Origin of the sequence: Pedobacter boryungensis (genome assembly GCF_013204825.1) — a bacterium.
In the GTDB taxonomy this organism is placed as follows: domain Bacteria; phylum Bacteroidota; class Bacteroidia; order Sphingobacteriales; family Sphingobacteriaceae; genus Pedobacter; species Pedobacter boryungensis.
Genome location: NZ_JABMKV010000002.1, coordinates 381,960 through 396,342, shown reverse-complemented (window position 1 = coordinate 396,342; position 14,383 = coordinate 381,960). Strand labels below are relative to the sequence as shown.

The window sequence follows — 14,383 nt, the reverse complement described above, 5'->3', positions numbered from 1 at the left end:
TTCTTATTTTAACAGAAAAAATTTATGTGTGGAATTGTAGGTTATATTGGGTTTCGTGAGGCCTGGCCAATTGTAATTAAAGGACTAAAAAGATTAGAATACCGAGGTTATGACAGTGCGGGCATTGCGTTAATCGATGATGACAATCTAAACATCTATAAAAAAGCTGGAAAAGTTCAAGAACTCGAAAATTATTCTGTAGGCAAAAATTTGTCTGGCACAATTGGCATGGGTCATACGCGTTGGGCAACCCATGGTGCACCATCAGATCGAAATTCACACCCTCACACTTCCAACAATGGAAGATTAAGTATTATCCATAATGGAATTATTGAGAATTATGCTACCTTAAAAGAAGAGCTTTTAAGAAGAGGTCATACTTTTAATAGTGATACAGATACCGAAGTTCTAATCCATTTAGTAGAAGAAATCTATAAGAATGCTGAAGTAGACTTACTAGAGGCGGTTAGGCTGGCTTTGAACGAAGTTAGTGGCGCCTATGCGATCGTTATAATGGATCAGGATAATCCTAATGAATTAATAGCCGCTAGAAAAGGAAGTCCAATGGTTATTGGAGTTGGCCAAGGAGAATATTTTATCGCTTCAGACGCTACACCTATTATAGAATACACTAAAAATGTTATTTATCTAAACGATAATGAAATTGCTTATGTAAAAAGAGATGAGCTTTTAATTAAAAGATTAGACAATGTAATTCAAACTCCATACATACAAGAATTAGAGCTTCAATTAGAAATGCTTGAAAAAGGTGGGTATGATCACTTTATGTTGAAGGAAATTTACGAGCAACCTAGGTCAATAAGAGACTGTATGAGAGGGCGTATCTATCCGGAGGAAGGGAAAGTACAGTTGGGTGGAATTAAAGAGTTTGCAGATAAGCTTAAGAACATAGATCGTATTATTATAGTTGCTTGTGGTACTTCATGGCATGCTGGTTTAGTGGGAGAATATTTAATTGAAGAATATGCTCGTATCCCAGTTGAAGTAGAATATGCATCAGAATTCAGATATAGGAATCCGATTATTACCGAAAAAGATGTAGTGATTGCTATTTCTCAGTCTGGTGAAACTGCCGACACAATGGCGGCTATAGAAATGGCTAAAGAAAAAGGTGCAACTATTTTCGGTGTTTGTAATGTTGTTGGCGCATCTATCCCTAGAATTACCCATGCTGGTGTGTATACACATGCTGGCCCTGAAATTGGTGTTGCTTCTACTAAAGCATTTACTGCTCAAGTAACAGTTCTTACACTGATGGCATTTTACATGGCACAACAAAAAGGAACTATTTCTAATTCGAAATTAGTAGAGCTTTTAACTGAGTTAGATTGCATTCCTGATAAAATTCAAGTCGCCCTTCAATCGAATGATATTGTTAAAGCAATCTCGGAAAAATTTAAGGACTCAAGAAATTGCCTGTTTTTAGGCAGAGGAAGTGGTTTCCCAGTAGCATTAGAAGGTGCTTTAAAATTAAAAGAGATATCTTATATTCATGCAGAAGGCTATCCTGCAGCAGAAATGAAACACGGCCCTATTGCTTTGATTGATGAAGAAATGCCAGTAGTTGTTATTGCTACTAAAAACTCATCTTATGAAAAAGTAATTAGTAATATTCAAGAAGTTAAGGCAAGAAAAGGAGTTGTTATTGCCATTGTTACCGAAGGTGATACTGAGGTTAAAAAGATGGCTGATTATTGCATTGAAATTCCTGATTCTAGTGAAGCGTTTTTACCACTATTAGCAACGATACCGCTTCAACTATTATCTTATCATATTGCCGTATTAAGAGGCTGCAATGTTGATCAACCTAGAAATTTAGCAAAATCTGTAACAGTAGAATAAAACAAAAGGCTCGATAAATATCGAGCCTTTTGTTTAAATAAGTTTTGAGCGTTAAAAGGGTAAATCTCCAGTTTCATCTACTGGACTTACAAAATCATCCTCACTTTTAGGCGTACCTCCATTGTTAGCTGGTGTATTCTCAAAATCACTTTTTCTGCCAAGCATTGTAAAGTTTTCTGCTACCACTTCAGTAACATACTTTTTAACTTTTTCCTTGTCTTCGAAAGAACGAGTGCGCAACTTACCCTCAATATAGACTAGTTTCCCTTTTTGAAGATACTTTGAGGCAACTTCCGCTAAACCTCTCCATAAGACAATGTTGTGCCACTCTGTTTGTTCTACACGTTTACCATCTTTATTGTACGTTTCTGAGGTAGCCAAAGGGAAACTTGCTACCGTGACCCCACCCTCTAAATGCCGAACCTCTGGATCTTTACCCAGATGGCCCACTAAAATAACTTTGTTAATGCCAGACATAGATATATTTGATTAGTTTTTTAAATACAGGCTAATAAAATCACTTATTACTTTAGGATGTGGAAATTCTTCAAACTCTTCAAGCAAAACAGATTTAATGTCTGTATGTAGATTAAAGTTAACAATATAATTATCTAAACCAAAAAATTGCACATATATAATTTGGTGGGTTAATAAGTGCTTTTTTTGTATTATAGGCGTAATTCTAACGTTTTTTCCGAAGGTATTTTTTACAGATACAATAAACGATTCGTCTTCAAAATCAGGTTTACCATCTGTCTCAATTAGAGGGAAGTCGTATAAATGTTGCCAAACATCTCCAGGTTTGCGCTGCTTAGTTAAAACATAGCCATTATGTATTCCAACAAAATAATTAAACCATCGCTCCTTAACCTTAACCTTTTTTAATTTGAGAGGCAAATCATTTACTTTGTTATTTTTATAGGCATAACAATTAACTTGTAAAGGGCATATATTACATGGAGGCGATTTTGGTTTACATTGTAAGGCCCCAAACTCCATAATGGCCTGATTATATAGGGATGGGCTTTGATTTTCGATTAAGCTTTGAGCAAGTTCTGAAAACACTTTTTTTCCAACTGTGGAATTTATAGGCTCTCCAATCCCAAAATATCTTGCCAATACCCTAAAGACATTTCCATCTAGCACTGCTTTAGCCTGATTGTTAGCAAAAGATGATATGGCTGCAGCAGTATATTCACCAATTCCTTTTAATTGAATTAGCTTTTCGTACTGAACGGGAAATATTCCATCATGATTTTCTATTACTTGTTTGGCAGTAAACAACATGTTTCTACCCCGCGAGTAATAACCTAAACCTTGCCAAAGCTTTAATACTTGGTTTTCGGTTGCTTCTGCAAAAGAACTAACCGTAGGGAAATGAGCTAAAAATTTATTAAAATAAGGTAATCCTTGTTCAACACGTGTTTGTTGCAAAATAATTTCTGATAGCCAAATTACATAAGCATCTGTAGTATTACGCCATGGAAGCTCACGCTTATTAATTTTATACCATTTTACAATTTCATTTTGGAAATCCATTCCTCAAAAATACGATCAAAATATATCATTTCACCAAAATTGCATTAACATGATAAGTTTGATTATAAATAAATCATCTTTTATTTTCCTATCTCATTAAAAAGCAATACTTTTGCAACCCCAAAACAGTTATAAAATTTAACAACAATAACTTAATAATAGAAAAATATGACTAAGGCAGATATTATTTCAGAAATATCAACAAAAACAGGAATTGAGAAAGTAGATGTACAGGAAACAGTTGAAGCATTTTTCAAGGTAATCAAAAACAGCATGATTGGCGGAGAAAATGTTTACGTAAGAGGATTTGGTAGCTTCGTTGTAAAAAAGAGAGCTCAAAAAACTGCTAGAAATATTTCTAAAAACACTGCGATTATTATTCCAGAGCATTTTGTTCCAAGCTTTAAACCAGCAAAAGTTTTTGTTGATAAAGTAAAAAACAACTCTAAAAAAGTTAAAGCAGAAGCTTAATTCATCATGTTAAACAACATCCGTTCAAAACAAGTTTTTATCATTATTGCAATTTTATTGCTTGTTGGATTTTTGTTTACTAGAGAAATTAAAGGTTTAGTAAAACCAAAGGATGAAGCAGGTAAAATGCCAACTGAGCAAGGTACCGCAAATTCAACTACTACACAATTAACTATTGAAGAAGTATCAGCTACTGCGAAAAACTTAGTAAGCAATGCTACCTCAAAAGAAATATCTGCTCTAGAAAACGCTTATAATAGCGCTTCAGGATCAGAAAAAACAACACAAGCTAAGCAATTGGCTCAAAAATGGGATGATGTTGAGCAAGCTGCTCCAAGTGCAATGTATTTAGAAGTGGTTGCAAATGGCGAACCAACATTAACAAATTGGTTAAATGCTGGAACTCGCTTTTTAAAAGCGTTTGATAATGCAATGCAAGATAGCTTACTTCAACCTGTTATGTTGCAAAAAGCAAATGCAGCTTTTACTAAAGCATTAGCAATAGACTCTACCAGCAGTGATGCAAGAACCGGTTTAGGAACTACGATCGTTAATGGTTTAGGTGCGCCAATGCAAGGTATAGCAATGTTGTTGGATGTAGTTAAAAAAGATCCTAAAAACCTTAAGGCTAATATGCAATTAGGCATGTTCGCAATTAAATCTGGTCAATTTGATAAAGCAATTATTCGTTTTAACGATATAATTAACAATATTAAGGCTACACCAGATGCTTATTTTTATTTAGCTACTGCTAATGAAAATTTAGGCAATAACAAAGAAGCAATAGACGCTTATTTAAATAGCAAGAAATTAGCAGCTAACCCAACATTATCCAAATGGATTGACACTAAGGTTGCTGAGTTAAAGAATAAACGTTAATTAACAGAATTAATAAAAACATTAAAAACTTAAAATTATGCCAAGCGGTAAAAAAAGAAAAAGACATAAAATGGCTACACACAAACGTAAAAAACGTTTAAGAAAAAACAGACACAAGAAAAAATAGGATTTTCCTATAGTGTATTGATCAAAAATAAATATCTGATAATTCGGGTATTTATTTTTGGATTCAATGTTTTTTTAGTCCATGTGTAATAAGGCATTAAATTGCCTTAAAATCTGTAGCTTTTGGTAAAGGAATTAATAATCGATTCGACTCCTACGGGAGTAACCATAGCTTTAATTGAAGATAAACATCTTGTAGAACTTCATAAGGAACACATTAACAACAATTACGCCGTTGGCGATATTTATTTAGGCCGCATTAAAAAAATTATGCCTGGTTTAAATGCTGCGTTTGTTGATGTAGGTTATGAGAAAGATGCATTTTTGCATTATTTCGATTTAGGCCCACAAGTACAATCTTTAATAAAGCTTACTAAAATTAAGCGTAACGGCACAGTCAATGGTACTTTATTAGATAATTTTAAATTAGAAGCTGACATTAATAAAGCGGGTAAAATATCCGAAATCGTCAGTAAAAATTTGATCCTACCCGTTCAAATTGCTAAAGAACCTATTTCTACTAAAGGCCCTAGATTAAGCTCTGATCTTTCTATTGCAGGAAGATATATAGTTTTAGTGCCCTTTTCTAATGTGATATCGATCTCTAAGAAAATTAAAAGCAATACCGAACGTAATCGTTTAAAAAAGATTATTGAAAGTATAAAGCCTAAAAACTTTGGAGTAATTATCAGAACTGTTTCTGAAGGAAAAGGAGTTACCGAATTACAAAAAGATTTATTGGATTCTGTATCTAAATGGGAAAACTTTACGAAAAAGTTGCCTGATGCAGAACCTTCTAAACGCGTTTGGGGAGAGATGGATCGTACTTCTACCCTAATTAGAGATATTTTAAGCACCGATTTTGCAAATGTTTATGTAAACGATGCAAACTTGTTTGAAGATATTCGTTCTTATGTACATGAGATTTCGCCAGAAATGGAGAAAATCGTTAAACATTACAAACACAAAGAACCAATTTTCGAGCATTTCGGTGTAGAAAAACAAATTAAAAATGGCTTCGGTAAAACAGTTAATCTTGCTGGTGGAGCTTATTTGGTAGTAGAACATACTGAGGCTTTACATGTAATTGATGTAAATAGTGGTAATAGAACGGCTAGCAAAGAAAATCAAGAAGAAAATGCACTTCAAGTAAATAAAGAAGCTGCTAAAGAAATTGCTCGTCAATTAAGATTGAGAGATATGGGTGGTATTGTAGTAATCGATTTTATTGATATGCACAAACCAACTAACCGTAAAATGCTTTTTGATTATTTACGCGATTTGATGTTACTTGATCGTGCTAAACATACCATTTTACCACCAAGTAAATTTGGTTTAGTTCAAATTACTCGTCAGCGTGTTAGACCAGAAATGAACATTGTAACGGTAGAAAAATGCCCTACATGTGATGGTACTGGAGAAATTAAAGCTAGTATTGTTTTAATGGATGATATAGAAAGTAATTTAACTTATATTTTGCAAGAGCAGAATGAAAAGAATATTACACTTTGTGTGCATCCTTATATTGAAGCCTTCATTAAAAAAGGATTTATTTCTTTACAATGGAAATGGTTCTTCAAATTTGGTCAACGTATTAAGATAAGATCAGTATCTTCTTATAACCTGACTGAGTTTCATTTTTTATCTTCAAAAGACGAAGAGATTAAATTATAAACAATTAACGTAAAACTGAAGGCCTGGTTTCTAAAAAATCAGGCTTTTTTATTGTTTATAAATTTTCAAAATTTTTAAGTCGATTAAATCTAAATTCGTACTAACAAATCGTTATCCAGAAATCGTTAATCTTAAATCAAATTGGCTAAAACAAAATCAGCATATTTCTGTCAGAGTTGTGGTTATGAATCTGCAAAATGGTTGGGCAAATGTCCATCATGCAATCAATGGAATACCTTTGTAGAGGAAATTATTGATAAAGGCGCCGCACACGTTCCAACTTGGAAGTCACCCACTGGTACACAAAGATTAAGCAAACCAAGTAAGGTTGAAGAAATTCAAAGTGCAACAGAAGAAAGAACTACCACTGGAGATGCAGAATTAGATAGAGTATTGGGCGGGGGATTAGTTGCAGGATCAGTTATTTTAATTGGTGGCGAACCTGGAATTGGTAAATCGACTTTAATGTTACAAGTCGGACTTAATGTAGCGGGCAGAAAAGTATTATACGTTTCTGGAGAAGAGAGCGAGCAACAAATTAAAATGCGGGCCGAAAGAATTACTACTAACCCCAAAGCAGATTGTTACATTTTAACCGAAACTTCAACGCAAAATATTTTTAAGCAAATAGAACAGCTAGAGCCAGAAATTGTAATTATCGATTCCATTCAAACACTACATTCTGCGCATATTGAATCTACTCCCGGTAGTGTATCTCAAGTTAGAGAATGTACAGCAGAACTTTTGCGTTTTGCAAAGGAAACCAATACACCAGTTTTTTTAATTGGCCATATTACAAAAGATGGCGCAATTGCAGGGCCTAAAATTTTAGAACACATGGTAGATACGGTTTTACAATTTGAAGGAGATAGGCATCATATCTATAGAATTTTAAGGTCGATTAAAAACCGTTTTGGAGCTGCTGCAGAATTAGGAATTTATGCCATGCAAAGCAGTGGATTAAGAGAAGTTTCAAATCCATCAGAAATTCTACTTTCTCAACGAGATGAAGAATTAAGTGGAATCACAATTGGAGCAACTTTAGAGGGCGCTAGACCAATGCTAATTGAAACTCAGGCCTTAGTTAGCATTGCCGCTTATGGAACTCCGCAACGATCTGCTACCGGCTTTGATACCAAGCGAATGAATATGTTGCTTGCCGTATTAGAAAAAAGATGTGGATTTAGATTAAGCGCAAAAGATGTTTTTTTAAATATTGCTGGAGGAATTAAAGTTGAAGATCCTGCAATTGATTTAAGTATTATGGCGGCTATTATTTCGTCTCATGAAGATATTTTTATTTCATCTAAGGTTTGTTTTGCAGCAGAAGTGGGTTTATCAGGAGAAATTAGAGCAGTAAATCGGATAGAGCAACGTATTTCAGAAGCAGAAAAATTAGGATTCGAAAAAATATTTATCTCAAACTATAACCTAAAAGGATTGGTGAAAGATAAATTTAAAATACAGATAATTACAGTTAGTAAAATTGAAGAAGTTTTCTCTTTACTTTTTGGGTAACTCTTTCATTTATTTAGGAAATAAAATACCCATTATATGACTTTCTGGTACATATCTCTACAACAAAAGAAGAAAACTCAATGTAGAATTCTAAAAGATGCATATTTAATCTATTAACGATCAGTTAATTATAAATATTCTACATCTAATCTCCAATTTGGATAAGCTATTGCATATCACTTAGCATTGGTATTCATGATTACTAATAAATAGGGATGATTGACCCCCACTGCTTTTAAGTAGTGGGGATTTTTTTCAATCCTATTTTATGAAGAACATTCCTTATTTAAAAAGATTTTAAATATTTTTGTATCAGATAGATAAGAGTATACCCAATTAAAAATAAAGAAAATGAAAAAAATTATTTTAAGTCTAGCCTTGTGTATGTTTACCGCATTTGCTTTTGCACAAGATGCAACTTCATTTGTAGGAAAATCTTTTGGTGAAGGTGTTAAAAAAGGAAATGTAATTACAACTGCAGAAGTAAATGCAAAACTTGGCGAAGAAACCAAAAAAGACATGAAAGTTACGGGTTTAGTAACTTTAGTTTGCCAAAAAAAGGGTTGTTTTATGAATTTAGAAGCACCAAATGGTGAAACTATCCGTGTAAACTTTAAAGATTACGCTTTTTTCATGCCTAAAGATTTAGCAGGTAAAAAAGTAGTAATTGATGGTTTTGCAGAAAGAACAGAAACATCTGTTGAAGACTTAAAACATATTGCAGAAGATGCAAAGAAATCTGCTGAAGAAATTGCAAAAATCACAAAACCTAAAAAAGAAATTGTGTTTGAAGCAAAAGGAGTTGTAATTTTGGAGGATTAGAAAGGTTCTCCTTTTTAATATTGATTGATTGAACCCTGCTCTCTCCGGAGTAGGGTTTTTTTACGATACATTGTAACAGCTCGTACAATTCTACATCTATATGCTTATATAATTTTTATATTTATAAAAACCTTAAACCAAACTGGACTATGATCATTGTAGCTATACTCGCAATTGCCGTTTTAATTATTGGCATTGGCATATACAATTCCTTAATTAGCAAAAAAAACCAAGTAGCAAACGCATTTTCTGCAATAGATGTAATGCTTAAAAAACGTTTCGACTTACTTCCAAACTTAGTGGAAACCGTAAAGCAATACATGGAATATGAAGGTGATACGCTAACTAAAATTACCGAATTAAGGGGTAAAGCTTTAGGCACTAATGTTAGTGAGAGCGATAAACTAGCGTTAGATCAACAAATTGGAAGTGCAGTAAAAGGCTTAATGGTAAGCGTAGAAAATTACCCTGATTTAAAGGCTAATCAAAATTTTTTAAACTTACAAAGTACCTGGACTGAAAGTGAAGAGCAGATAGCTGCTGCTAGAAGAAATTACAATTCGTCTGTTACCACTTACAATAATGCTGTAATGATGTTCCCAGGAAATATGTTTGCAGGTATGTTGGGTTATCAGCCAATAGCAGTTTTAGAGACTGCAGAAGAAGAGCGTAAAAACGTAAGTGCTAAAGAGCTTTTTAATAATTAATGTCAACAAATTTCACGCTACCTCCAGCTGTACAAAAAGTAGTTGCTGAATTAGAAATTCAACGAAAAAAAATAGTTTCCAATAAACTACAAGGTTGGAGCTTTATTGTTTTTGGTATAATTTGTTTCGTTATTGGAGTTGTATTAGGTCTCGCTATACTTGCAATTGTAGGCTTTATTATTGCAATTCCGGGTGCTATAATTTTATTTCGCATTGGCGAAAGTGTTTCTAATTACAAAAGTCGATTTAAACAAGAAGTAATTGGTGCTGCTTTAAATTCAGTAGATAAAAGTTTAACATTAGATCCTAACCGTGGGATTGTAGAGTCTGAATTTACATCTTCACAACTTTTTACTACATCTCCAGATCGGTACAATACAGAAGATTTAATAAGTGGAAAAATCGACAAAACGAGCTTCTATTTTGCAGAAGTGCATGCAGAATATAAAACTGAGGTTCAGACTAAAAATGGTAGACAGGTCACTTGGCATGATATTTTAAAAGGTATAATATTTACTGCAGATTTTAACAAAAACTTTAATGGTGTCACTGTAGTAAGACCCAAAAATTTTGGAAGTAAAATTGGTGCTTGGTTCTCTAAAAACGTGTATTCTTTTGGCGATAAAAATGTGGTGGAACTTGAAAATGAGAATTTTAATAAGAACTTCGTAATATACAGCACAGATCAAATTGAAGCTCGGTATATTTTAACTCCAGCAATGATGGAAAAAATTAACGACCTCAATCAGCGATCGGCTTACACCATATCTTTGTCGTTCATCGATACTAGGATGTATATTGCTTTCCCACTGGATAAAAATTATTTCGAACCGCCTGTTTTTAAAACATTATTAAAACCAGATTTATTGGACGATGACATGTCTGTGCTAACTTTCATGTATGATATTGTACGAGAACTAGATTTGAATACCAGAATTTGGACTAAACAATAGTGAAATCGTCATTGCGAGGTACGAAGCATCTTGCGGCGATGTAAAATTGCTTCCCTATGCTCTGGATGACAAATACAATAAATAAAAAATCCCTTAACGTTACGCTAAGGGATTTATGCTTTACTGACTTTCGCTCTTTATAACTTTTATCTTATTTCGACAAATACATCGATTTATCTTTATATAACTTACGGAAATAAGGATCTTCTAAATCTTTAATGAAACGGATAGCCTCTCCTGTTGATTTCATCTCTGGGCCCAACTCTTTCGTCACTTCAGGGAATTTATCAAAAGAAAATACAGGCTCCTTAATTGCATAACCTTTTAATTTACGAACAATGTTAAAGTCTTTTAACTTGTTTACACCTAACATAATTCTGGCCGCAATATTAATATAAGGTACATCATATGCTTTTGCAATGAAAGGAACCGTACGAGAAGCTCTTGGATTTGCTTCAATAACATATACTTTATCATCTTTAACTGCAAACTGGATATTTAATAATCCAATTACATTTAAAGCTCTTGCAATTTTTTTAGAGTAGGTTTCCATATCAGCAATTACCTTTTCTGATAAGCTGAAAGGTGGTAAAACTGCACTAGAATCTCCAGAGTGAATACCAGCAGGTTCAATGTGTTCCATTAAACCAACAATATGTACATCTGTTCCATCGCTAATCGAATCTGATTCAGTTTCTTCTGCTCTGTCTAGGAAATGGTCAATTAATACTCTGTTGCCAGGTAAATCTCCCAATAACTTAACTACCGCTTTTTCTAAATCTTCATCATTAATTACAATGCTCATCCCTTGTCCGCCTAAAACATAACTCGGGCGTACTAAAACTGGATAACCAACTTCATTTGCAACCACAATTGCTTCTTCAGCGTTTTCAGCTACACCATATTTTGGATATGGAATATCTAATTCTTTTAATAAATCTGAGAAACGACCACGGTCTTCAGCAATATCCATGTCGTTATAAGCTGTACCTATGATTTTGATATTGTTTTCATGTAACTTCTCAGCCATCTTTAGTGCTGTTTGTCCACCAAGCTGAACAATTACACCTACGGGGTTTTCTAGCTCTATAATTTCACGAACGTGCTCCCAGAAAACTGGCTCGAAGTATAATTTATCGGCCATGTTAAAATCTGTAGATACTGTTTCTGGATTACAATTAATCATAATCGCTTCAAAACCACTTTCTTTAGCTGCTAATAATCCGTGTACACAAGAGTAATCAAATTCTATTCCCTGACCAATTCTATTTGGACCGGAACCTAAAACAATTACTTTTTTCTTATCAGAAACTATTGACTCATTTGTGCCTAATTCATCACCATTTGAAAGCGTTTCATTACCTACTAATGAGATTTGTATTGGTGCTTCTTCAAAAGTTGAATAAAAATATGGTGTTTGTGCTGCAAACTCCGCTGCACATGTATCAACCATTTTATACACACGTTTAATTCCTAATTCTTTACGGCGATTGTAAACTTCATCTTCCGTTACATTACCTAAAACGTATGCAATTTGAATATCAGAAAAACCTCTTTGCTTTAAGTTGAAGAAGAAATCTTTAGGAATATTAGTTAGTGAGTAACGTTTAAGTTCAACTTCTAAGTTTACCAATTCTTGAATTTGAGACAAGAACCATTTATCGATTTTAGTTACTTTACGTATAGATTCTAAAGGTACACCCATACTCATCGCATCCTTGATCAGGAACAAACGGTTCCAACTTGGATGCTCTAAGCCATGCATGATTTCTTCGATATTCCTTTTTTGTCTGCCATCTGCACCTAAACCAGCTCTGCCAATTTCTAAACTTTGAGTGGCTTTTTGTAAAGCTTCAATAAAACTACGACCAATTGCCATTACCTCGCCTACAGATTTCATCTGTAAACCTAGTTCCATGTTTGCACCTTTAAATTTATCGAAATTCCAACGGGGGATTTTTACGATTACGTAATCTAAAGTTGGTTCAAAATATGCAGAAGTAGTTTTGGTAATTTGATTTTCAATCTCGTCTAAGTTATATCCGATAGCTAGCTTAGCTGCAATTTTTGCAATTGGGTAACCTGTTGCCTTACTTGCTAAGGCTGATGAACGAGAAACACGAGGGTTAATTTCAATCGCAATGATATCATCGTTATCTGGATTTACAGAAAACTGAACGTTACATCCGCCAGCAAAATTACCAATGGCACGCATCATTTTTATAGCTTGATTGCGCATTTCCTGGTAACAACGGTCTGATAATGTCATGGCAGGAGCTACAGTGATCGAATCTCCTGTGTGAATTCCCATTGGATCAAAATTCTCGATAGAACAAATAATGATTACGTTATCATTACCATCTCTCAACAATTCCAATTCGTATTCCTTCCAACCTAAAACTGCTTTTTCTACTAAGACTTCGTGTGTTGGCGAAGCCTCTAAGCCACGTTTTAAGGCAGCATCAAAATCCTCTTTTTTATGCACAAAACCGCCACCAGAACCACCTAGTGTATATGATGGGCGAATTACCAATGGAAACCCAATATCCTGGGCTGCTTCTTTTCCCTCTAAATAAGAGTTTGCAATTTTTGATGGAGCAACACCAACACCTATATCTACCATTAACTGACGGAAAGATTCTCTATTCTCCGTTTTATCAATTGCAGCTACATCTACACCGATAATTTTTACATTATGTGCCTTCCAAATGCCACGTTCCTCTGCATCAACACAAAGATTTAAGGCTGTTTGACCACCCATTGTTGGTAATACAGCATCAATTTTAGGAAGGTTTGGATTAGTTGCGTGATCAGTTAAAATTTGCTCAATCGATTCTAAGGTTAGAGGCAACAAATAAACATGATCACCGATAACTTTATCGGTCATAATGGTTGCCGGATTAGAATTGATAATGGAAACTGTAATTCCTTCGTCTTTAAGCGAAAGTGCGGCTTGTGAACCAGCATAATCAAATTCGCAAGCTTGACCAATAATAATAGGTCCTGATCCGATAATAAGTACTGAGCGTATGGAGGTGTCTTTAGGCATTGTGGGGGTTTAAAAAAGTCTAAAGTAATAGTCAATTTGACTGGTAGCTGGGAGAATTCCTGCTATAAAATGAAAATCCCAACTGCTCTGTCGGGATGCAAAGATAGGTTTTTTGAATTGAATATTTGGATAAAATTTAAAGATTTTATACTACTTTTTAGCCCTAATACGACTTAAAGTTTCAGGAGCAATTCCGAGATAAGATGAAATATGTTTAAGACTTGCTTTCTGTAGAATTTTAGGGTGTTTCTTTAATAAATCAGCATACCTTTCTTGGGCAGTCATACTTCTCAAAGCAATGGCTCTTTCTTCACTTAATATGTAATATTTTTCTGTTAATACTCGCCCTATGACATTAAATTCTGGAAATTTTCGATAGAGCTCTTGCAGGTCGGCATAACTTGTACATAAAAGTACAGAATCTTCAAGGAGTTCGATATATTCGAGAGAAGGCGTCTGGTTAAAAAAGCTAAAAACAGAAATCATGGCATCTCCGGTGCTCATAAACCATTGAGTTATGTCTTTTCCATCTTTCATGTAATAACAACGTGCAAATCCTTGTTCAATAAAGTAAATGTGTTTAGCTATATCTCTTTCTTTTAAAAGAATATGTCCATTACTCAATTTAAGCACTTTTACAACTGTGGATAAATGTTCAATAAGCTCAGTAGATAGGGGATGAATTTGTTGTGCATTTTTTAAGAAGATCTCCATAGGTCCAACCAATTTACACAAAAATGGGAAAATAACGATGTTATCTATCCCTATTATTTCAAAGAAAT

Annotated in this window: 12 protein-coding genes; 8 read left to right on the top strand and 4 right to left on the bottom strand. The window is 34.0% G+C overall.

The window, feature by feature from the left end:
• Window positions 1–24: 24 nt before the first annotated feature.
• Entirely contained in the window at window positions 25–1,863 is a 1,839-nt protein-coding gene (gene glmS, locus HQN85_RS08250) for a glutamine--fructose-6-phosphate transaminase (isomerizing) (RefSeq protein ID WP_173271111.1), read from the top strand.
• A 51-nt stretch (window positions 1,864–1,914) separates the two neighbouring features.
• Here glmS and HQN85_RS08245 read toward each other — a convergent pair whose 3' ends face one another.
• Both HQN85_RS08245 and mutY read right to left on the bottom strand, forming a co-directional pair.
• Window positions 1,915–2,340: a single-stranded DNA-binding protein gene (locus HQN85_RS08245; RefSeq protein ID WP_173271109.1), complete on the bottom strand. Its 426-nt coding sequence runs from the start codon at window positions 2,338–2,340 to the stop codon at window positions 1,915–1,917.
• Between the two features lie 12 nt (window positions 2,341–2,352).
• Window positions 2,353–3,402, bottom strand: coding sequence for an A/G-specific adenine glycosylase (gene mutY / locus HQN85_RS08240; RefSeq protein ID WP_173271107.1), 1,050 nt, complete (start codon window positions 3,400–3,402; stop codon window positions 2,353–2,355).
• A gap of 168 nt (window positions 3,403–3,570) precedes the next feature.
• Here mutY and HQN85_RS08235 point away from each other — a divergent pair, with 168 nt between their 5' ends.
• The 7 genes from HQN85_RS08235 (at window position 3,571) to HQN85_RS08205 (ending at window position 10,552) form a co-directional block, all read left to right on the top strand.
• Window positions 3,571–3,873, top strand: a complete 303-nt coding sequence (locus tag HQN85_RS08235; RefSeq protein WP_055133196.1) for an HU family DNA-binding protein — start codon at window positions 3,571–3,573, stop codon at window positions 3,871–3,873.
• 6 nt (window positions 3,874–3,879) lie between these two features.
• A complete protein-coding gene (locus HQN85_RS08230; protein WP_173271105.1) occupies window positions 3,880–4,752 on the top strand; it encodes a tetratricopeptide repeat protein in 873 nt (290 codons plus the stop codon).
• A 249-nt stretch (window positions 4,753–5,001) separates the two neighbouring features.
• Window positions 5,002–6,552 carry an Rne/Rng family ribonuclease gene (locus HQN85_RS08225; protein WP_173271103.1) on the top strand — a complete coding sequence of 517 codons (1,551 nt, stop codon included), beginning with the start codon at window positions 5,002–5,004 and terminating at the stop codon, window positions 6,550–6,552.
• Window positions 6,553–6,693: 141 nt separating this feature from the next.
• Window positions 6,694–8,070 carry a DNA repair protein RadA gene (gene radA / locus HQN85_RS08220; protein ID WP_173271101.1) on the top strand — a complete coding sequence of 459 codons (1,377 nt, stop codon included), beginning with the start codon at window positions 6,694–6,696 and terminating at the stop codon, window positions 8,068–8,070.
• A 351-nt stretch (window positions 8,071–8,421) separates the two neighbouring features.
• Window positions 8,422–8,892, top strand: coding sequence for a DUF4920 domain-containing protein (locus HQN85_RS08215; protein WP_173271099.1), 471 nt, complete (start codon window positions 8,422–8,424; stop codon window positions 8,890–8,892).
• 149 nt (window positions 8,893–9,041) lie between these two features.
• The gene (locus HQN85_RS08210) at window positions 9,042–9,599 is read left to right on the top strand and encodes a LemA family protein (RefSeq protein WP_173271097.1); all 558 of its coding nucleotides are present in this window, start codon (window positions 9,042–9,044) and stop codon (window positions 9,597–9,599) included.
• The gene (locus HQN85_RS08205; protein ID WP_173271095.1) at window positions 9,599–10,552 is read left to right on the top strand and encodes a DUF3137 domain-containing protein; all 954 of its coding nucleotides are present in this window, start codon (window positions 9,599–9,601) and stop codon (window positions 10,550–10,552) included. The genes HQN85_RS08210 and HQN85_RS08205 overlap by 1 nt, the downstream gene beginning before the upstream one ends.
• Window positions 10,553–10,703: 151 nt before the next feature.
• Here HQN85_RS08205 and carB read toward each other — a convergent pair whose 3' ends face one another.
• Together carB and HQN85_RS08195 are read right to left on the bottom strand one after the other, a co-directional pair.
• A complete protein-coding gene (gene carB, locus HQN85_RS08200) occupies window positions 10,704–13,601 on the bottom strand; it encodes a carbamoyl-phosphate synthase large subunit (protein WP_173271093.1) in 2,898 nt (965 codons plus the stop codon).
• A gap of 150 nt (window positions 13,602–13,751) precedes the next feature.
• A complete protein-coding gene (locus HQN85_RS08195) occupies window positions 13,752–14,315 on the bottom strand; it encodes a Crp/Fnr family transcriptional regulator (RefSeq protein WP_173271086.1) in 564 nt (187 codons plus the stop codon).
• Window positions 14,316–14,383: the final 68 nt, after the last annotated feature.